Source organism: Paenibacillus motobuensis, from assembly GCF_039521865.1.
Taxonomy (GTDB): Bacteria; Bacillota; Bacilli; order Paenibacillales; family Paenibacillaceae; genus Fontibacillus; species Fontibacillus motobuensis.
Genome location: NZ_BAAACX010000009.1, coordinates 364,275 through 385,124 on the forward strand (window position 1 = coordinate 364,275; position 20,850 = coordinate 385,124).

21 protein-coding genes are annotated in these 20,850 nt (G+C 48.4%); 3 read left to right on the top strand and 18 right to left on the bottom strand.

Going from position 1 to position 20,850, the window contains the following annotated elements:
- Window positions 1–66: 66 nt before the first annotated feature.
- The 5 genes from ABD014_RS12320 to ABD014_RS12340 all read right to left on the bottom strand — a co-directional run bounded on the left by ABD014_RS12320 (window position 67) and on the right by ABD014_RS12340 (window position 7,754).
- A complete protein-coding gene (locus ABD014_RS12320) occupies window positions 67–1,002 on the bottom strand; it encodes a helix-turn-helix transcriptional regulator (RefSeq protein ID WP_343861391.1) in 936 nt (311 codons plus the stop codon).
- A gap of 29 nt (window positions 1,003–1,031) precedes the next feature.
- Entirely contained in the window at window positions 1,032–3,242 is a 2,211-nt protein-coding gene (locus ABD014_RS12325) for a DEAD/DEAH box helicase (RefSeq protein WP_343861393.1), read from the bottom strand.
- Window positions 3,239–4,567, bottom strand: a complete 1,329-nt coding sequence (locus ABD014_RS12330; protein ID WP_343861395.1) for an ATP-binding protein — start codon at window positions 4,565–4,567, stop codon at window positions 3,239–3,241. The genes ABD014_RS12325 and ABD014_RS12330 overlap by 4 nt, the downstream gene beginning before the upstream one ends.
- Window positions 4,564–6,090 carry a TerB N-terminal domain-containing protein gene (locus ABD014_RS12335; RefSeq protein ID WP_343861397.1) on the bottom strand — a complete coding sequence of 509 codons (1,527 nt, stop codon included), beginning with the start codon at window positions 6,088–6,090 and terminating at the stop codon, window positions 4,564–4,566. Before ABD014_RS12335 ends, ABD014_RS12330 begins: the two co-directional genes overlap by 4 nt.
- 218 nt (window positions 6,091–6,308) lie before the next feature.
- Complete coding sequence (locus tag ABD014_RS12340; protein ID WP_343861399.1) at window positions 6,309–7,754, bottom strand: serine hydrolase domain-containing protein; 1,446 nt, start codon at window positions 7,752–7,754, stop codon at window positions 6,309–6,311.
- A gap of 268 nt (window positions 7,755–8,022) precedes the next feature.
- Here ABD014_RS12340 and ABD014_RS12345 point away from each other — a divergent pair, with 268 nt between their 5' ends.
- Window positions 8,023–9,183 (top strand): MFS transporter, encoded by a 1,161-nt coding sequence (locus tag ABD014_RS12345; RefSeq protein ID WP_343861401.1) that lies wholly within the window; start codon window positions 8,023–8,025, stop codon window positions 9,181–9,183.
- A 99-nt stretch (window positions 9,184–9,282) separates the two neighbouring features.
- On the opposite strand, the gene ABD014_RS12350 is transcribed toward ABD014_RS12345, so the two are convergent.
- The 3 genes from ABD014_RS12350 to ABD014_RS12360 all read right to left on the bottom strand — a co-directional run bounded on the left by ABD014_RS12350 (window position 9,283) and on the right by ABD014_RS12360 (window position 11,594).
- Window positions 9,283–9,723 (bottom strand): Hsp20/alpha crystallin family protein, encoded by a 441-nt coding sequence (locus ABD014_RS12350; RefSeq protein WP_343861403.1) that lies wholly within the window; start codon window positions 9,721–9,723, stop codon window positions 9,283–9,285.
- 96 nt (window positions 9,724–9,819) lie between these two features.
- On the bottom strand, window positions 9,820–10,872 hold the full coding sequence (locus ABD014_RS12355) for an ABC transporter permease (protein ID WP_343861405.1): 1,053 nt from the start codon (window positions 10,870–10,872) through the stop codon (window positions 9,820–9,822).
- Window positions 10,869–11,594 (bottom strand): ABC transporter ATP-binding protein, encoded by a 726-nt coding sequence (locus tag ABD014_RS12360; protein WP_343861407.1) that lies wholly within the window; start codon window positions 11,592–11,594, stop codon window positions 10,869–10,871. The genes ABD014_RS12355 and ABD014_RS12360 overlap by 4 nt, the downstream gene beginning before the upstream one ends.
- A 153-nt stretch (window positions 11,595–11,747) precedes the next feature.
- Here ABD014_RS12360 and ABD014_RS12365 point away from each other — a divergent pair, with 153 nt between their 5' ends.
- A complete protein-coding gene (locus ABD014_RS12365; protein ID WP_343862097.1) occupies window positions 11,748–12,368 on the top strand; it encodes a TetR/AcrR family transcriptional regulator in 621 nt (206 codons plus the stop codon).
- Window positions 12,369–12,374: 6 nt separating this feature from the next.
- On the top strand, window positions 12,375–12,977 hold the full coding sequence (locus tag ABD014_RS12370; RefSeq protein WP_343861409.1) for a class I SAM-dependent methyltransferase: 603 nt from the start codon (window positions 12,375–12,377) through the stop codon (window positions 12,975–12,977).
- Window positions 12,978–13,052: 75 nt separating this feature from the next.
- Here the strand turns inward: ABD014_RS12370 and ABD014_RS12375 are convergent, their stop codons facing one another.
- The 10 genes from ABD014_RS12375 to ABD014_RS12420 form a co-directional block, all read right to left on the bottom strand.
- Window positions 13,053–13,997, bottom strand: a complete 945-nt coding sequence (locus ABD014_RS12375; RefSeq protein ID WP_343861411.1) for an alpha/beta hydrolase — start codon at window positions 13,995–13,997, stop codon at window positions 13,053–13,055.
- A 102-nt stretch (window positions 13,998–14,099) separates the two neighbouring features.
- Window positions 14,100–15,317 (bottom strand): MFS transporter, encoded by a 1,218-nt coding sequence (locus tag ABD014_RS12380; protein ID WP_343861413.1) that lies wholly within the window; start codon window positions 15,315–15,317, stop codon window positions 14,100–14,102.
- A 21-nt stretch (window positions 15,318–15,338) separates the two neighbouring features.
- Window positions 15,339–15,794 (bottom strand): MarR family winged helix-turn-helix transcriptional regulator, encoded by a 456-nt coding sequence (locus tag ABD014_RS12385; protein ID WP_343861415.1) that lies wholly within the window; start codon window positions 15,792–15,794, stop codon window positions 15,339–15,341.
- A 154-nt stretch (window positions 15,795–15,948) separates the two neighbouring features.
- Window positions 15,949–16,284 (bottom strand): ArsR/SmtB family transcription factor, encoded by a 336-nt coding sequence (locus ABD014_RS12390; RefSeq protein WP_379340562.1) that lies wholly within the window; start codon window positions 16,282–16,284, stop codon window positions 15,949–15,951.
- A 2-nt stretch (window positions 16,285–16,286) separates the two neighbouring features.
- Window positions 16,287–16,712, bottom strand: coding sequence for an SRPBCC family protein (locus ABD014_RS12395; protein WP_343861419.1), 426 nt, complete (start codon window positions 16,710–16,712; stop codon window positions 16,287–16,289).
- A 139-nt stretch (window positions 16,713–16,851) separates the two neighbouring features.
- Window positions 16,852–17,835, bottom strand: coding sequence for an aldo/keto reductase (locus ABD014_RS12400; protein ID WP_343861420.1), 984 nt, complete (start codon window positions 17,833–17,835; stop codon window positions 16,852–16,854).
- Window positions 17,836–17,947: 112 nt separating this feature from the next.
- Window positions 17,948–18,874: a DUF4261 domain-containing protein gene (locus tag ABD014_RS12405; protein ID WP_343861422.1), complete on the bottom strand. Its 927-nt coding sequence runs from the start codon at window positions 18,872–18,874 to the stop codon at window positions 17,948–17,950.
- A 59-nt stretch (window positions 18,875–18,933) separates the two neighbouring features.
- Window positions 18,934–19,434 (bottom strand): hypothetical protein, encoded by a 501-nt coding sequence (locus ABD014_RS12410; protein ID WP_343861425.1) that lies wholly within the window; start codon window positions 19,432–19,434, stop codon window positions 18,934–18,936.
- A 149-nt stretch (window positions 19,435–19,583) separates the two neighbouring features.
- Complete coding sequence (locus ABD014_RS12415; RefSeq protein WP_343862099.1) at window positions 19,584–20,135, bottom strand: GNAT family N-acetyltransferase; 552 nt, start codon at window positions 20,133–20,135, stop codon at window positions 19,584–19,586.
- A 30-nt stretch (window positions 20,136–20,165) separates the two neighbouring features.
- A complete protein-coding gene (locus tag ABD014_RS12420) occupies window positions 20,166–20,795 on the bottom strand; it encodes a TetR/AcrR family transcriptional regulator (protein ID WP_343861427.1) in 630 nt (209 codons plus the stop codon).
- Window positions 20,796–20,850: the final 55 nt, after the last annotated feature.

The following is a 20,850-nucleotide window of genomic DNA, read 5'->3' on the forward strand; positions in this document are numbered from 1 at the left end:
TTCTCAGGCCTGGTTCCCTGTGGTTCTACGCTGTTATCATAAAAAAAGAAGTATGACAACGGATTGTCATACTTCTCGATAGTTATCGATCATTTTTTGTAAGGTGGTCTGGACTGCGTCTCTTACTTCTACCGGCTCCAACACAATGACTCCATCGCCAAAGCTAAGCAAAATCGGCAATAGCCATTTCGTCAGATCTCTGTTCCTCTGCTCGAACGAAATCTCCAGCGAACCATCTTCATTGAAATGTTTATCCGCTCCCATAAAGAAATCAAGCGCCCGTGCCATACAAGCTGGCGAGAATCGAAGCCTGACATCAAGCGAATCTTGTTCTACACACGCAAAGGGCGGATGGTTGCGTAGCCCGCGAGGATTCGCCGGTTTCGGTGCATGCTTGCGAGCCTGGAAATGCTCTCCGCTAACGACCAGTGACAAAATCCGCGGCAGCTTGAATTCTCGATATCCGCTCCTTATTCTACAAAATGCATATAGATACCACGAATCATAAACATACCCCAGATGCAAAGGCTCGACCGTCCGCTTGATCCGCTCACCCTTGGCGCTCACATACTCAAATTGAACGACCCGTTGTTCGTGAATGGCCTCCCTGATCTCACGCAAAGTCTCGTTATAGGGTCTCCAGCTGCCAATATCTACCGAGAGGCTCGGCTTGACAGTCTGATAGACCGACTGCAGCTTGTGAATCGTCTCCTCAGCTTTATCATCCTCGAAAATAGCGGACATGCTACGCAGCAGCGTCACGATAGAATTTACGTCATGGGTACCAAGCAAACTGCGGTCCATCTTATATTCTTCCATAACCCCGTAACCGCCGTTAACGCCTTGATAGGATATCACCGGGATGCCCGCTGCACAGAGCGTCTCAATATCCCGATAAATGGTCCGCTGGGACACATTATACTTCTCTGCGAGTGCCGAAGCAGATACAATCTCATGATTAAGCAGCATATAAACCATGGAAATGAGCCTTTCCAGTTTCATATCCTATCTCCTTATTACGAATCTCACTTCTAGACTTCCCTGTTGTGATGAAGCTCGAGTCCAGCCCTTAGCCCTTCAACATCCAGCCCATCGACAGCAAAAGCTTGACGCACCAGCTCTGGTGCGACGAACTCGTCATATTTGCCCAAGTATGGTGCTTCATCAGGTCCAAGCAACATGGACGGATCTGTGCAAGAACCACATTCGAGCATGATCTGATCCAATAGCGCCTGACTGTCCGCTTGGCCAGCCACCACGAAATAATACGGCTCCATCGGCACGATGGAACGGAGCGACAGACGCTGGGAGAGATTATTTTTGAGCAGCCGCTCTAGGGTGCGGAACTGTTTGCTGCCAACCCACGGCAAAATGAACAACGAATCGCCGCCAGCTGGAATGACCGCTGATCTCAGCAGTCCGCTCTCCTTCGCCAGACGACGAGCCTGCTCAAACCGATTGACGGCCTGCGGGGATAGATACGGATAGATCGTGCTATCCGCCAACACCTCACGCATTTTCCGCAGCACTAACGTATGAATGTCCCCGCCAGCCCCGAGCCACAGCGTATCGACTTTGCCTAAAGCCTCTTTGACGTATACCGCCTTATGCTTGGTGTCCACCTCAGTAACCTTCCACAGCTTGCCTGCCAACGAGAAGCAGTATCCGGGCGGCGGCACGGTCGTAATCGAGCCAATTTCCTCCGTTCCGTTGTATACGGCATGTTCCTCGTCATCCTTGAACACGGCGTAGAAACGGAAGTTGTTTACGATCTTCTCACCCGTAAGACCGATAATGAGAGTCTGCTGCTCGGTCCACTGTATGTGATCCGTCTGCAGCAAGTAATTCAGAAAGACTTTGTACGTTTCCGGGGAAATAAGGCGAAAAGACGGCAGCGATAGCACATCGGATGCCAGTTCGGCAGGCGTCGCTTCGCCTCTACTCTTCAATATACTCATCGTCTGATGGTATAGAAGACCGATCGGCATTTGCCGAATATCCAGCGGCTCTACCCAACGATCGCGAACGTACAGCTCGATGACAGCAATCGCCCGCAGCAGCATCCACGGCATGCGCGCCGGCAGCATCGCATCTTCGTCCTCTTCCTCCGGACAGACGAACAGCATCTCGGAGGCCGCATCTCCGCGCCTCCCAGATCGGCCTAGCCGCTGTACGAAGCTGGAGGCGCTATAAGGTGCGCCTAGTTGAACGACCCGTTCCAGCTCCCCCAAGTCAATGCCCAGCTCCAGCGTCACGGTTGCAGCGGCAACAGCTGGGCCAGGCTTATCCTTCAGCGCAGCCTCCGCTTCTTCGCGCAGCATTGCAGAGATGCTGCCATGATGCACGTAGAACACATCCGGCTGATGGCGATGCGCCGCAACTCTGCGCAGCTCCAGCGTCGTCAATTCCGCATCGGAACGGCTATTGGTGAATACTAACGCCTTCTTCAAATGTGTACTGTCATAGATGAAGTTGTAATAGGCCTTGCGGGCATTCTGCAAATGCTCGGCCTGCTCCTCGTCCCGCGCATCTGGGAACGAGAAATGCTCGACCCGCAGCCGCAGCTTGCGTCCGCCAGGCACGGAGACAGCGTCAACCGGCTGCTTGCTTCCAGCACCAAGCCAGGCCTTCGCTGCTTCATAGTCACTTAGCGTTGCGGACAAGCCGACACGTCTTGGTGAGCATCTCGCCATTCTCTCAATTCGTGTGATCTGGCTCAACACCTGGATGCCCCGATCCACGCCCATAAAGGCATGAACCTCGTCGATGATGATATATCTGAGATCATGGAACAAAGCGGGGATCGCATTCGGCCGATTCATCAGCAGCCCTTCCAGCGATTCCGGCGTAATCTGCAATACACCCGATGGGTTACGCATCAGCTTGCTCTTCTCTGTCTGCGAGACATCGCCATGCCAATGCCAAGCGGGAATATTGCCATCCCGAAGCAACTCTTTGATCCGTTCAAACTGGTCATTGATTAGCGCCTTCAAAGGGCCAATATATAAAATACCTACAGATGCGGATGGACGCTCATGCAGCTCGGTTAAGGCCGGAAAAAAAGCCGCTTCCGTCTTCCCCGACGCCGTTCCTGCTGCAATCAGCATATGGTGCGACGTGTCCATACAAATTTTAAGCGCTTCTACCTGAGCCGGACGAAGCGTCTGCCATCTTTTTCGGTAAATAAACTCCTGAATAAATGGCGCCAAGCGGTAAAATAGCTGATTTTCCCCGCCGCTCATAATTCAAACTCCGCCAGAAAATCATCCAGTTCGTCCTTCTGTTCCCCTGCACCCGGCGTATGTTCCGCACTTCGCTCACCAAGCAACTGGCTGAACGAAGCCTCTGGATTCTGATGTAGGGTATGCAGCAAATCCATGAAATCACGCACGACTTCACGCGGTGTTAACAGCTCGTCCGCTCCCATTCTGCCTACAGCCATCTCCATAAATTGAATCAAATCCGCATCCGTTAAGGTCGGAGTATAACCAAAATGCAAACCATGGATTTGCCGCAGCTTCTGCAGCAGAATCAAAATCTCTTCATGCGAGAGCATCTCCAGCTTGAGAATCGGGCCCGTGTAGTTGCGGTAGCCACCCCCCGCAAATCGGCCTTCTACCAGACGGGAGCGCAAAGCCTCATAGCTGAATAGACCGCGCCGTTCGTCCTCGACAAACTGGGGCGTACCGCCCAGAAAAATGCCGAGATGCTCCGCTTTGCCCTGCATCGTGTCGTTAAACATGGTCAACAGCTTTTCATAGTTGCTCGTACGAGCAATGCTGTTCGAAATCTTATATAAATTCACGCCCTCGTCGATAAACAGCAGCAGTCCCTGGTATCCAATCGCCGCCACAAATTCCGACCACAGCTTGATATAGTCATACCAGTTGTCATCATCGATAATGACGCTCACATCCAGCTCTTTTCGCGCTTCGGTCTTCGTCGGGAACTCGCCGCGCAGCCAGCGCAGAGCTGCCTGCTTCTGCCCGTCCTCCCCGAGCTTATGCCCGTTCCAATAGGCCGCCAGTACGCGGGCGAAATCAAAGCCGTGCACCAGGTTCTGCATTTGCGCCGTAACTGTGAAAATCCGCTGCTCCACGGCCTCGGTTAATGCCGGATCGCCAGGGCGCAAGCCTTCGTCTTTCATAGCCTCCTGCTGAATCGTAGTAATCCACTTCTGCAGGACGGATTCCAACGCTCCCCCGTCCGGTCGCGTACGCGTCGAAAGATGCGTCATCAGCTCACGGTAGGTGGCTAAGCCTTGCCCTTTCGTACCGACCAGACGGCGTTCGGGCGATAAATCGGCGTCGGCCGTTACGAAGTCGCGGTCGAGCGCATAATTGCGGATTGTTTGCAGCAGGAAGCTCTTGCCGCTGCCATAGCGCCCGGTGATCAATCTCATGGCCGCTCCGCCAGCGCCGATGTTGTCCATGTCGCGCAAAATAGCTTCGACCTCAGCCTTCCGCCCCACCGCGATATGCTCTAAGCCGATTCTCGGTACTACACCCGCAGTCAATGAATTAATCAGCGCGGTTGTCAGCCGCTTCGGTATTTTGATATCTGTCATTCCACTCCACCTCGTCCATTTTGCCGTAATAATGCAAAATAATCTATATAATCTTCAACGATAGATTCACCGTCCACCACCAAATCTCCGATCGTCTCCATCGCCAGCTCGTTAATTTCATCGAGCAGCAGCGCTGGCATGGTTCCATATTTTTCGGCAATTTCATTCAGCCGTCCGCTTCTCTCTTGTATCGCATACAATGCTTCGAGATGGGCCTGTCCAAGCTGCCCCACGAACAGCAGCCAATCTTCATCCAGGCCGGAAGTGTCCCAGACGATCTCCCGATCGGAGTCTGTATAGGATGCAATATCTTGCACATCCACCTGTTCCTGCTCTAGCGCTTCTTCCACTTCGGACTCCATATTCTGTGCTACATCCTCTACCATCAGTTCATCCTCGACGGTCAGCATGCTTCGCACTTCTTCACTATCCTTCTGCAGTGTAGCCAGTCGTTCGGGATCGATAGAGATCACAGGACGAGTAGGCTTGATTGCTTCTATATATTCCTTCTCCAGGAAACGCTCGATCAACATCTGCGTCTCCTTCAGCAGTGAAATACCACGCAGTCGCCCTTTGAAGTGGTGGAGCTCGCGCAGTTTATTTTCGGTACATCGGATCAATTGGGTGATGTAATAACGAAGCGGCGGACATTTCCGCAATTGGAAAATACGAAGTGGCAGTGTTCTCCCATATAACTCAGCATCATAAACGGCACTGCGGAACAAATAACGCTCGATCGTCTTTCCATTTCCTTTATAGAAGGTATCGATTAGATTTTTACCGGTTGTCTTCCGCAAATAGGAATCGACCAGTGCCACCACCTTCGGCACATAATCCTCCATAAGTGCGCGTCCCCCGCTTATGTAAAACTTACTGCGCTGCAAGTCATAATCCGAGAACGTTAATATGTGCTCCAACTGCAGCTTGGAAGGCTCATTCTCCAAAATTCTCTTTAATTCCAGATCGTACAGCTCCCCGGATTTCGCACTAGAGGATCGCATAACAATATCCATTAATGGCAGGTCTAGCTTATGCAATAGCACAAAATCACAGACCCATTCCGCTATATAGTTGCTTAGCTTCGGGAACATCGATTGGTAAGCGTTCCATAATTCCATGAGCTGATTATAGCCTTGTTCCGGATCCTCCCAGCCAACGCCCTGAATCAGTTCATATAGATAGACAAAAATATAGGATAGGTCCGTAAATGGATACCGTCCCTGCCTCAACTCGCTGCGCCAGTAAAAATACCAGCTCTGCTGAGCTTCATCCATCTGCTCGAAGGTAGGCCAATAGCTCATGAACGGCATATAGAGAGACGGCTCTCCTTCCCGCTGTTCCCATTCCTTAGCTTGCTTCACAAATCTACGTTCTCTCGTAAGCTCTTGCACAGACAGAGAGGCCCCTTGAACAGGTTGATCCTTCCGTTCAGGTATGATCATTTGCTGCAATGAGCCGCTCTGCTCTTGAGCTTCACTTATATCTATTTCCGCAAAGTCTAATGATTTGTTATATGAATCCATGGAACTCCCATCACCATTCATCCCATTTTGTTCTCGTCTCAAAACTCTCTGATATGATCATAACATTTTTATCGACGCTAGAACACACGTTCTATAAACTTGTATTAAATTTTCTGGGGCGACAAATAACTGAATGATCCTGTCTTTTAGTTCCGCTCCCATATAAATGAAAGCCCACAAGAAGCCTTATCAGCATCCAGCGGGCTCAGCGTGTAAAATTAATCTACTGCTCTTCCATGCACAGTATTAACCTTATCCCAGCCGACATTATATCTCGAATGAATAGTTACGGCATCATCAATAAAGTGAACCTCTAGTGTGACACGGAAAGGAGTCTCAATCGCCTGCAGCGTCAATACAAGCTCGGCTTCCGATTTCCAAGTGAAGCTGCCAGCGATGCGAGTATCTTTACCTTCTATAGTTATCGTCGATTCGGATAGCCAATGCTCCCGTCCCAATATGATGCTATCTTCACATTCCAGCTTCAACGTCAGCCGTGCAGAATCTGTATCGAATTCGATACAGAAGTCCTTCAACGGGAACGGAGCTTGCTCCATCTGATCCTGTTCGATTTCGTATCTTTTCCCACTGACTTGGGCTTCCAGCATCGATTCGCTTCTGAGCTGTGGAACCTCAAGTTGCAACTTGGCAAGATATTCGCTCAGCGCGACCGAGCTCTCATCTGTCACAACTGGATCAGGCAGGAAGCCAGGCAATAGATGATCCCAGACGCTGTTCAATATGACCTGCATGTCACCTGTACCTGCCGTGATGGCAATAACAGCATCCTGCTCCGGCATGACGATACAGAACTGGCCAAAGGCGCCGTCTCCGCGATAGATCTCATGGCGGCAGCGCCAGAATTGATATCCGTAGCCTTGCGCCCAGTCGCTGTCACCGCCGTCGCCATTGGAGATTTGCTTGCTGGTCGCCTCATTGACCCACTCCTCATCAATGATCCGCACACCGTTCCAGAGCCCCTTCTGCAAATATAATTGGCCGAATTTAGCGATATCTTCCGTCGTAACATTTAGTCCAAAACCACCCGTATTTATCCCTCGTGGGCAAATATCCCATGTCGGATTCTCAATACAAAGCGGTTCGAACAACCGAGGGGTTAAGTAATCAATCAGAGTTCGTCCCGAGACCTTCTGCAGAATTGCAGACAGCATATATGTAGCCCCGGTATTATACAGAAAATGAGTCCCCGGCTCATGCGGTACAGGCAGTTCAAGAAAAGCTCTGACCCAATTGCCATCCTCTGCTGCAATCAGAGCATCCATCGTATCTTGATCATGTCCTGTTCCCATCATTAGCAGATGGCGGATTTGCATCGCGGCGAGATGTTCAGAAACGTCCCCCGGCAGATCATCAGGGAAAAATGAAACAACCGTGTCATCCAACGTTATGATACCTTCGTGAACGGCCATACCAATTGCCGTCGAGGTGAAGCTTTTACTCAATGAGAATAGCATATGAGGCAGCTCTGGCGTATAGGGAGCCCACCAGCCTTCTGCAGCTACCTGACCATGTCGCAGCAGCATGAAGCTGTGCAGTTCGCTCTCATGCTTCCTCACATCATCCAGAAAAGCAATGACTTGCTTCGCCACTATTCCCACTTGTTCCGGCGTAGCCCTCGGTAATGATCTCTTCGTCATTTGCATCCGTTCGTCTCTCCTCTTGGGTACGATTAGCCTAACCCATCAAATGTATGAACCTAATATAATACATCCAATCATTACCATTATACCTTCTCTTCCTAATCTATCCTATTACAATTCATATCGTGCATTGGCTCCCGTTTTAGGAAAACTTCTATTGAACAGATGCTGCCTGTATAATAAACTGAGCTTAATATCATCGGCCCAGGATTTGATTATCAAAAACTGAGCATAGATATCAAACAGACCTCAAAAGGATAGGATAAAACTTATGAAATCTGCTTACACCGTGAAATCATTTAATTTTCTTTTTTTTGCTCTATTGTCCATGTTCATACCGTTCCTGCCTCTCTATTTCAGCGACCGAGGGCTGAGCGAGACGCAGATCGGCACCATTATCGGCATCGGCGGCTTCATCACCCTGATTGCCCAACCGCTGTGGGGCATGATCAGCGATCGACTACGCACCATCCGTAAAGTCCTGTTGCTTCTTGTAATCTGTTGTACGGTAACTGGCTATTCCCTATACAGTACAGATAGCTACCCTCTGATCCTGTTATTTGTCATGCTGACTTATTTCTTTCTGATGCCGATTGATCCACTGACGGAAAGCTTGAATTTCCGCGTGGCTGAATCCGAAGGAATCAGCTATGGTTCATTACGAACTTATGGTGCATTAGGCTATGCGGTGATGTCGCTCGCCGCAGGATTCCTGATGACAGAATACGGTTCACGTAGTCTGGGCATCACATTCGCAGCGCTTGGACTCATCAGCCTGGTTGTTGCCTTCTTGATGCCAGATGCTCCGGTGTCGGGCAAGCCGCTGACGATCAAGAGCCTGAAAAATTTCCTGAGCAACAAGGAGACGCTTCTCTTCCTTATTCTCGTGTTTATAAGTTCCATCCCAGCTCGGATGAATGACACCTATCTGGGGCTGTACATTAAAGATCTAGGTGGAAAACCCGACTTGCTTGGGCTGGCATGGTTCCTGGCGGCGGGAAGCGAAATTCTGGTATTCTCGTTAAGCTCCTGGTGGCTGCGCAAGAATAAGGAACTGGCCCTCATCGCTTTAGCCGGGGCGTTCTATTTCATTCGCTTCTTCATCTCGGCCTGGATCAAGGACCCCAATTGGCTCGCATATATCCAGCTTCTGCAGATATTCACGTTCCCTATATTCTACACCGCGGCGATTCAATATTTATACAGCATCGTGCCTGTAGAGTGGAGGGCGACAGGCCAGACCGTACTGGCACTGCTCTTCTTCGGTGTATCCGGCATCATTGCCTCCTTCGCTGGTGGGGCGCTATACCAAGCTCTCGGCGGTCATACGATGTACCTGACGATCTCCGCGCTGTCGCTTATCGGAATGCTGTTCGGTCTCGTACTCTACCGCAAGTACGGCCGAAATAAATCCGAAGAAGCATCTTCATAAACAATAGAGCTACAAACAGAGACTAAAAAGACGGGTACTCCCGGTTCATCCGGAAAGGACCCGTCTTTATATGCTTTACAATCCTCTCGATAACATCACCTAATGGAACTCTACATCGACCCTTTTCCGATGATCTCCATCAATCTTGTGCATCCGCACTTCCAATACTCCGTTCTTGTAGCTGGCTTTGACATTCTCAGGGGCTACATTAGCCGGCAGTGTAACCAGACGGTGGAACCGCCCGGAATAACGTTCTCGCCGATGCATATGCTCCTCCTTGACTTCATTCGTCTTGTTCACAGAACCGCTAATGGACAGAACGTTCCGATCCACTTCAATCGTTACATCTTCTTTCTTCTCCAATCCGGGAATGTCGCAAGCAGCAATGACTTCATCGCCTTTCTCGTAAACGTCCACATTCATCTGGCCAAAATGCTGTGGCATCCCCTTCATAGACGGGAAATCATGGGTAAAGAATTGATCCATCTCGCGGCGTATGTTATCCAAATGACGGAACGGTTCATATGGCACTAATGGCATCAGATTTTCCTCCTTGGTCTAATTCGGCATTTTCGCCATTATTGTTGCCGAAGTCCCGTAAAATATCCACAAATAGACACCATAGATTCCACTTGGCTATAGTTTGCGGTATTTTTTCAAAGCTATAATATTTAAAACAATAAACAGAGCTGCGAACAGCACAAGTACCGCTAGATCCACTGCAATGTCTGCGAACCCCAAACCTTTGTACATCACGCTCTTCAAGGCGTCAGCCCCGTAATACAGTGGCATAATTCTAGCGAGCGCCTGTACCCAGGCATCCATATGCTCCAACGGAAAAATACCAGCAAAGAAGATCTGTGGAATGATGACAAGCGGGATGAACTGTACCATTTGGAACTCCGAGGCAGCGAAGGTGGACAACAGAATCCCCAGCGACAATGCCACAAAGGCCAGCAGCAGGTTGGTCAACAGTACATACCAGATCGATCCGGCCATATTCATGCCAAGAACCATCGTTGAGTATAGAACGACAATTACCGTTTGGACAAAAGCGAAGATCCCGTAACCTGCCAGATACCCGGTTATTACTTCTCCCCTTCGCACCGGAGTAGACATTAATCGTTCCAAAGTTCCTGTCGTTCGTTCACGCAGGAGGCCAATCCCGGAAATTAAGAACACGAAGAAGAAGACAAAGAAGCCGATCAGAATGGGACTTAGTGTATCAAAAAAGGTCGTATCCGCGCTGCCATATACATACTCTATCGTGAGTTCAGGCTTAGCCATTGGAGCTCCTCCGCCTTGCTGAACCGCTGCGGTAAAAGCTTCCATCGCTTGGCCGATCTTCATTTGCAGCGCTTTGGATTGGGATGGATCGCTATTTCCCAGAATAAGATGAATCTGTCCATTTTGAAATTCAAGGATCGCATCCAGCTTATCTCGGACTACGGTATCCCGATTTGCTGTGTCATAGGTCGTAATCTCAAGTCCCTGCTGCTCGAGAACCGCAGTCCATTGTGAAGGAAGACCGACGGCGCCAATGTTTGCATCAGCCGCATTGCCCGTGTGATTGAATAAATAATGCATTAGCGTCAGGACTAGCAGTGGTGCCAAGAACAGCAAGGCCAACGTCCTCTTATCCCGCAGCATCTGTTCGCAGATTCTTCTGATCAGCGCCTTGATTCTCATGCTGTACCGCCCCCTGCCCGCAAGAATACTTCCTCTAAGTTTGCCACATCATACTGCTGCTTGAGTTGCTCTGGCGTACCGTTAGCCAGTATGGTTCCTTCGCGAACCATCGCCAGCTGATCACACTTATCCGCTTCGTCCATCACATGTGTCGTCACAATGATTGTCTTGTGTTCAGAAGTCTTCAGGCGGACAAGCTCCTTCCAGATCGACTGCCTCAGCTCCGGATCAATACCAACCGTTGGTTCATCCAGGATCAGCACGGAAGGATCATGCAGTAATGCAATCGCCAGCGATAATCTACGTTTCATCCCTCCGGAATAGACGGCCACTTTTCTCCCTAATTCATCCGTGAGACCCACCAGATCCGCTGCATAGGCGATTCGCTGCTTCTGTTCAGCCCGAGTCATTTTGAACATGGAAGCGAAAAACCTCAGATTCTCCTCCGCTGTAAGTTCACCATATAAAGCATCCGATTGCGCCATATAACCGATCTGCTGAAGCATTGAGAGACTGGGCATGCTCGTCTCCAGTACTCGAACTTCTCCTTCATCCGGTAGTTCCATACCGACCATCATTTTAACAAGCGTCGTCTTGCCAGCACCGGAAGGGCCGATCAACCCGTATATTTGACCCTTTTTCATCTGAAGATCCACTTTGTTCAGCACGGTCTTTGAGCCGAAGCTCTTGCTGACCTGCTGCACTTTGACGGTAGCCTCCATCTTTTCTGCCTCCTAAACAAATGAACACTGCGTTGATTATCTTCTGCGATTTAATTATAATCAATGCATATTTCAACTACAATAAACAGAATTCCTGGAAGTGATCATTATCCCGCATTTATGAATAAATGTTAATTAGAACTGGAGGAATGAATCATGGAATCATCAAGAGACCGGCGGGTTATCCGGACAAAGGCCATTATTCGCACCGCATTCACCAATTTAATCGAAGAGAAAGGCTTTGATGCGCTGACCGTGAAGGATATTACGACCCGAGCGGAGATTAATCGTGGGACCTTCTATCTGCATTACCGCGATAAATATGATCTTCTGGAGCAAAATGAGCAAGAACTGATCCAGGGCCTGATCGGGATCCTAAGTACGATGCAGCCTGTGATAGATATCGAGCAAGTTCTGCCGCAAATTGTGAGAGTATTTGAATATTTAGGCGAGCATGCCGACTTCCTGAAGACGATTCTCGGTCCCAAGGGAGACCCTTCTTTCCATGCACTACTTAGAAAAATGATGTCCGAGCATTTATTCGAGAAAAATGTGGTTCCATTCATTCGCAAAGAAAATGCGTTGGTTCCGATAAATTATCTGGTCTCTTATATTGCCTCTGCTCACTTCGGCATTATTCAGGAATGGTTGATGCAAGGGCGCCAGGAGTCGCCGCAGGAAATCGCGTCAATTATATTCAAGCTGTCCGCTCTTGGTCCTCTATATGCTGCAGGTGTGGTTAAAGATTCCAAGCAAGTTACTGATCGGAGGTAAGTCGCGATGAATAAGCAGAAGCTGATCCGAAAATTTGATAAACAGTCGGCATTATATGAGGAAAATACGCGCAAACGGATGCTTAAAGAGTGGCGGCAGCAGCTTATTGAGGGTGTCTATGGAGACGTGCTGGAGATCGCCGTCGGCACAGGGGCTAACTTTCCGTATTATGATATGACTAGCATTCGTCTGACCGCGGCGGACTTCAGCCCAATGATGCTTAAGCGTGCATCCGGAATCGCAGATGAACTGCAAATGCAGGTCAATTTCATTGAGAGCGATATAGAAAAATTGCAGTTTCCTGAGCAATCCTTCGATGGCATTGTATCTACCCTCTCCTTATGTGGCTATGATGATCCGTTAAAAGTCCTCCGCAATATTAAGCGATGGTGCCGGCCTGACGGACAGATTCGCCTGATGGAACATGGGCTTGGAAGCAATATCTTATTGCAATCGGCCCAGCACGTTGTCAATCCAATTGCTCGCAAAATTTCCGGCTGCCACTGGAATCGCGACATCGTACAAATGGTCAAGGATTCCGGGCTTCAAATCGAACGAATAGAGCGTCATTGGGGTGGTATGATTCATCTGATTTGGGCGCGAACTTGACTCATGCATTTATTGAAGCCTGATCTCTATAAAAAAAGCTCAAGTCCACTTGCAGACCTGAGCTTATTTATTATTTCAGTTCACAAAACGCCCGATAAAGCGGGCCACTACTTTCTCATATTGCTCCGGATTCACGCGGTATGCTTCAGCATGTCCCGCTCCCGGAACGATGTACAGTTCTTTCTCCACCGGACTGTTCTTATAAACGGTATGTACCATGTCCGTTGGAACAAACGTGTCATTATCGCCATGAATGAACAGTGTTGGGGTCTGCGACTTCCTCACTTGCTTCAAGGCAGACGCCTCTCCGAAGAAGTATCCGGCTCGCAGCTTTGTTAACAGGCTAGTGGCGTGCAGTATCGGGAATGCGGGCAGATGATACATCCGCTTCAATTGGAAAGACAGCTCATCCTTCACCGACGTATAACCGCAATCCTCCACAACCGCCTTCACATTAGCGGGCAGCTTCTCCCCGCTCGTCATCATCACTGTAGCCCCACCCATCGATACACCATGCAGGACGATCTGTGTATCCGCTCCATTTACGTCGATAGCGCGCTGAATCCACTTCAGATAATCCTTGCGCTCCGGCCAGCCAAAGCCAATATAATTGCCCCCGCTCTGCCCATGAGCTCTGCCATCTGGAAGCAGGATATTATAACCCAGCCGCTCATAGTACAGCTTGGCGAAGCCGCTCATCTCCATAGCACTCCCTGAATAGCCATGCGCGATGATCGCCGTCTTGGTTGAATGCTCGCGAGCCGCCAAATAATAAGCATGAAGGTGAATCCCGTCAACCGAATCCATTTCCCAGACCTCGAACCTCTGATTCTTCCACCATTCCCGATCCTCATTCAGGAACTCGTTGGCGGCTTCTGATAGAACACTCGGCTGCAAGTCCGGACTATCGTTCATGAATTCCTTCGTCGTCCGTGCAATTGCAACACGATAGAAATAGAAGCTGGTAATGGTAAATAGGATCAATAATAATACAATAATGGCTACAATTACGATAGTCATCCTGTCTTTGAATCGCTCCCTAATTGAAGTAATACGACGAATAGGGCTTCATCGTGGCTACTTAAATATAACAAAGATTATAGGGAGCATTCAATGTTAGCCTTAGCCTTCTAGGTTCGCCGATCGCACGCGCTTCTTCGATCTTAGCCCAAACTGAATAACGCAGTACAACAATAAGAACAAGATCATAAATCCGGCTGAATAGCGATACATTACGGAATAGTTGCTAAATGAAGCGATAAGGCCCAGAATAATTGAGCCAATGGCGACCCCAAAATCCGTTGAATTATAGAACATGCTATTGGCTGTTCCATATTGCTCCGGTGTAGAGGTGCGGATCATCCAAGCCTGAAGCGTCGGTTGAATCGCGCCGAAGCCGAGCCCGTATAACAGAGCGGATACGATCAATAGCGGCAATGACCTTGTATAAGACAGTACCATCATACTAGCCACGACAAAGATCGCTGCTGGAACGAGAACTGCCGCATGCCCTCTACGGTCAAAGAGCCGACCCGATATAGGGCGAACAATGACGATGGTAATCACGTTGAACAGGAAGAACAAACCGACCTGTTCCAGATGAATAAACTGACCGAACAATGCGATGAATCCAAGCAGACCGCTATAGGTAATGCATAGAATTGCATTCAGTAGAGCGGGAAACCACATTTTATGATTGAACTTCGGTTTGACATGCTTGCCACTGGGCTGCTTGGCGGCCTTATTCTGGCCGTGCACAGACGGTTTTGATACTGCACGGGAGAACAGTAAAATGGGCAGGATCAAGACGACGGTAAGTGTAGCTACGATCGTTAACTTACTAAATCCGTATGCACTCATAACGTTCAATCCTACCATCGGCCCGAATGACATAGCTAAACTGCTCGATAAACCAAAATACCCGATGCCCTCTCCCATACGACTGACCGGGATGATCTGCGATGCTAGGGTTGGTAATATCGTACTAGATATCCCGAAGCCCAGACCAAAGCCTACGCGCATCGTTAGCAAGCCGCCAACGCTTTCAGCCAGCGAATAAATGCCGGTCGTTATCGTTGCGATAATGAGTCCAACGTAGAGCAGCTTATCGCGTGGCACACTTTTGATGAGCCCAGCCGTCAGAAACCTCGCTATAATCGCTGATGCAGCGAATACGCTTGTCACCAGACTGACTTGAAAATCACCCGCATGAAATTCATTTTTCACGTATGCCGGAAAAGTAGACAACAACATCTGCAAATTCAAGAACATTAAAAAAGAACAAATCGTTAACGAAATAAAGGATTTCGTCCACAATCGTTCCTGGTCTTCCAGTAGCATGATCTCTCCCACTTTCTCTATTTAAAAATCCTTGTTAACTCCGCTGAAGTGATGATCAATACGATGAAGAAGCTCCATCATCACCTCGTACTCCTGTTCAGTTACACATTCCAGAAGTTCACTTCTCATTTCTTGTTCATAGCCTTTGCCAGCCTCAATGATTGGCTTAGCCTTGTCTGTGCTGAACACCAGATAGGAACGTCGATCTTGCTTGCCCTTTTGCTTGTAAACAAGCCCCTTGCTCTCCAGTTGATCCAGAATACGTGTCGTCGTAGGATGGTCCTTGCTCGTCCGTTCGGCAATCTCCTTCTGTATCAGCCCTTCAGCGCTATCAACCTCGAGCAGTACCGACCACTGCTCTGGAGTGATATCGAATGGCTTCAAGCGATGCTGCAAGTACATCGACAATTTGCGATAAGTCACGCCCATCGTGAAACCTAAGGTAGGAATAATCTCCTGCCCGGCCTTTGTTGGCATCCCGGTCACCTCATATTCAATCATTTAATTGTTATAACAACTATATGATAAACAACTATTCCTTGTCAATGGAAGTTATGTTCAGGAAAATAATTCAAAAACCCCGTCGCTTTACAAAAAAGCGACGGGGCTTAAACTCCCGATATCGGTCTCATTATTGTTCGTCACTCGAGTCCGATTCTACATAATATTTCAATTGGGACAGCTTGTTATCCCAGAAGCGGTCGAAGTACGATAGCCAACGCTTCAACTCAAATAACGGGTCTGTATTCAAGCGGTAGCGAGTCTCTCGGCCGACCTTCCGTTCCTGAACCAGCCCCGCATCAGCCAAAACATGAAGATGTTTGGAGACTGCTGTACGGCTCATCGCAAAGTGCCCGGTCAGTTCTTTCAAGGGCAGCTCTTGATCCCCCAAGATGCTAAGTAATTCGCGGCGAGTCGGATCAGCGATGGCCTGAAAGACATCCTGCTTATTCCTGGCCGCTTCCATCATTACGCCTCAAGATGCGTCTTCAGCTTGATAACCAGACCGCTCCAGCCACCGTCCATATTGCCGCGAATCACGGTATGTGGCTGTCCGAATTCTGTTACCTGGTCCGCACTCCAGCCACTATGAATCACCGTTACTTCCGTCTGCTCTTCTCTGTCCGCCAATTCAAAAGTCAGTGTCCAATCCTTGCCCCAATTGAAGGATAGACGATTCGGCTCCTCTACTAAAGTCACTTTGCAAGGTGAAAGTCCGAACGGTCCTGCGTTCAATTGGAACTCATGCCCTACGACCGCTTCAAGATCATTAGGCATGAACCAGGCAGACAGCCCGTCTGCTGTAGAAACGGCGCTCCATACTTTGTTGATCGGGGCATTTACCAAAACGGAATGGCGAATATCCGGCAATTTCTGATCCATATTGTTGTCCATATAAAATCTATAACTCCTTTCAAATTAGGAAACTGTTTGGTTTCTAATTGGCATTATACGAAACCAATAGGTTTCGTGTCAAATTCCAAAAAAAGGCCGCATCCTTCATCAGTAGGATACGGCCTTAACAAACAATTTATTAATACACTCCGCGAATATGCTCTGCTACTTCGTTCTCGTAATACCTACGCAGACGTTCCAGTTCCTCCGGGCTGAATGATTGCACATTCAAAGTGCCCAAATTATCTTCAACCTGCTTCACATTCTTGAAGCCAGGAATCACGCAGCTGACTTCTTGGTGATCAAGAATCCAGCGCATGGAAGCACGGGCCATGTCCCCCCGTCCTTCAGCAATCCAGGATAGGCCATCCGCAAGCTCTACCCCTTTTGCGAATGGTAAGCCAGCGAAGGTCTCGCCAACGTTAAAAGCCTCGCCATTCGCGTTGAAATTGCGATGGTCATTAGAGCTGAATGTCGTATCTGCCTTGAATTTTCCAGTCAACAATCCGCTTGCCAGTGGAAGGCGAACAAGCAGTCCAACTCCGGCTTTATGGGCTGCTGAGAACAGTTCTTCTGCAGGTTTTTGACGGAAAAGATTAAAGATGACCTGCAAGGCGGACACGCCAGGAACGTCTACACAGTAGAGTCCCTCTCCAACAGTCTCTACACTGACGCCGTAGTGTCTGATTTTGCCTTCAGCTTTAAGCTTGTCCAACACTTCGAAGACTCGTCCATCTTTAAGAATCGCAAATGGAGGGCAGTGAATTTGATACAGATCAATCCGCTCCCGCTGCAGCCGCTTCAGACTATTCTCACAGAAGCTACGGATCGATGCCTCTGAATAAGTGTTCAGGTCATGAATATCACCAGCACGGCAAAATTTCGTCGCAATATGAATCTTATCTTCTTTGCCCTTCGTCGCTTTGGCAAGCAGTTCTTCAGCATGTCCACCGCCGTATACGTCTGCGGTATCGAAGAAATTGACTCCTTGCTCCATCGCTGTCTCCAAGCCGCGGAGAGCATCCGAATCATTGGAACTTCCCCAGTCTCCTCCAATTCCCCAGGTTCCGAAGCTTACTTCACTGACTTCCAAATCGGTATTGCCCAATTGCCGGTATTTCATCGGTAACTCCTCCCCTAATCTATCGATATCAGAGAGCTTGTCCGTGAACGCGCTCCCACACAGTAATCATATCCAGTTTATATAAAAAAACGCTTTCATTCAAGCCAAATAATTATCCCTCATGGCTGCCCTGTCTTCCAGCATAATAAGGCTCTCCTGGATCAAGATCGATCACGACACGGCGAGGTTCTACCAGGGAGTATTGATGCTCGCACCGCCAACGCATATCTTCGCTAATCCCAATCGTCTCTCCGTCCTTAATGATATCGCCCTGATTATATAGATAGTAAGCGATATTCCCCAGTTGCTCAGCAACCTCATTGGGTTCCAGATCAAAATAATGACATTGCACGTCGGGAATCCCCAGCGCGGCCAGTCCCACCGAATCCATGAGTCCCTCTGCTCTTCCGCTGCCAGTCCCTTCCACATTATAGAACCGTATATTTAACGCACCGTATAGTAGGTTCCCTTGCTCTACAGCAGACAGGTATTCGTTAGGCTCAAGCAACTTATCGCTCTCACGGAAGTATATCGCGTCACAAGGACAGGCCTCCAGAACTGCACGAAGCGCACCGCTAAACAGCTGTAGTCGTGATTGTGGCGTAAGTCCCGCAGCCATCATGTCTACCAATAGCAGAGTATGATTGCATTGTTCCAAGGTTTCAGCGGCTTCCTGCCAATGCCAGGACTGCTGCAGCGCTGTGTTGTAATTCTCAGTCGGGCGATGCTCAATATTCATCAAGCTGGTCTGGGCCGGGAGCTCTCCTTCCGTATATTGAAGCATATAGTTAAGATGGAAGAAGTGCAGCATTGTTCCCTCATATTCTTCATTAGCCTCCCACACAGCAAGCTCCTCAGCCGCGGATTCTTCCTCTTCCGGCATGCTTGTCCTGCCTGTGTAGAGCTCCATTTTCTTATAAAGTAAATCCCGGTCCAGCTTCGGCTCCTGCTTGTACTTCAGTTCAACAGCATAGACACGTGCGAAGCCAAAATCGTTCTCTTCATTCAGCATTTCATTCATATCAGTCATTTCATTCATATCATTCATCTCCTTATATCATTCATTTATTGCAACTATTCTACGTCCATGTTCGCAGCCTAGCTCCCCTTCACTCTCTCATCAGATACAGTGCAATGATCCAGCGTGAGCCAGAAATTGTTGTCATCATATCCTGTAACGGTTCCCTGTACCTGATAGCCTGGATACATCAGTTTCGGCTTCGTATGGGTTCTTAGCTCTTCAGTATCAGCAATAGCATAGACTGTATCGCTTAGCTGTATTATCACTCCTTGTGGATAGAACATCCTGATAGAACCGTTAACAAGGGTACCGCGTGCATAGTCCAGCTTGACCTGCTCCCAGCCCACCCTATAAGGGGCAACCGCCTTGTACCAAATTTCATTGAACTGCTCCTGAGTAATCTCTTCATCACCTTCAAAGAGTTCAATCTCTTTTTCCGCTAAATAGAAATCCGGGGCGATAGAGATCCTATAACAATCATTCATTACGGTAACTTGCCGATAGGCTATCATTTCAGCATCGACTTCAAAATAATAATATTCTTGTTCCTCAATACCTTGAGCTTTAACATACTTCAACCGCGAACCTCCTAACTTATCCTCCTTCTGCCTGGCACATAAACAATCTTCCAATCAATACCTTTCCATTATATTCATTTATCCCCTGCAAGTCAGCCGAAAAAGACGATCCCCGATGAATCAATCGGATAGATCGCCCTAGTAGATCACTATTCTAATCGTTGCTGCATCTCGATATAATCACGCTGAAGTAGACCCATATGGACTATATCATGCCATTTCCCTTCTCTGAATAATGCCTCCTTGCTTAAGCCCTCCTGTTGAAAGCCTAAGCTCTTATACAGACGGATTGCCCGCTCATTGAACGAGAACACTCTAAGTGACAGGCGGTGCATATTCATCTCATTGAAGCAATACCCCAGCAGCAGCTTCATCCCCTCGGAACCGTAGCCCTGGCCCCAATACTTCTTCTCCCCGATATCAATGATACACTCCGCATTCTGGTTCTTGTAATCGATATTAATTAGGCCCAGAACTCCAATCGGAGTCTCATTTTCCTTTTCAAGCAAAATATAGCTTTTAGAGGACGCGGAACCCAAAATGACATGCTCAACAAAAGCTTGGGTATCCTGGGGGGAGTATACATCTAAACTAGGATTCGTCGATCGCATAATCTCCTGATCATTTCTCCAAGTATGGTACAAAACTGTATCGTCTTTGGTCATTTTCCGTAACTTAACACGTGCTGATTCGAATAGTATCATGTCTATCAATCCTCTTCTTTCATCAAACTATGATCCTAATTCATGATTCGGACTTAGCATTTGTTCCATTGAGAACAATAGAGCTGCAAGTTGCTCCTTAACCTTGGTTCTCTCATGACCTAATTGATAGGTATCCAGCATTAAGCCGTTCATGAAGGAAACAAGAAATCTGGCTATCACATCAGGCTGTAGCTGCGGCCTAAATTCTCCACAATACACCCCTGCTTGAATAACTCGCTCAATAGCTGCAGCGGTTTCGCTATAGCGCTCGGTAATGTAGGGAAAGGCAGCTTTATTCTTCACATATTGAGAAGAGAGGAAAAATTCCGCCTTCGCCAGCAAAAGTGTATCATGAAGCGATTCAATAAAAGCTTGCTGCTCCTCTACCCAGTGCTTGATGTGCATCCATACTGAACCTTCGACCGGAGGGGCAAAGAACTGTATGATCTGTTGATCATCAAATTTCAGAACCTCCATAAATACATGGTCGATATTGTCAAAATAGGCGTAGAAGGTACCGCGTGAAACCCCTGCTTCATCCATAATATCCTGCATCGAAGTATGGACGAATCCTTTCCTGATAAAAACCCTCTTAGCCGCCTTCAGCAGCTCTTGCTTCCGTTCCTGCTTGTAATCCTCACTCACTTTCGGAGCCATAAATAAACACCTCCAAAAAAAATATACAATTATGTCGGTTTTATATATTATAACC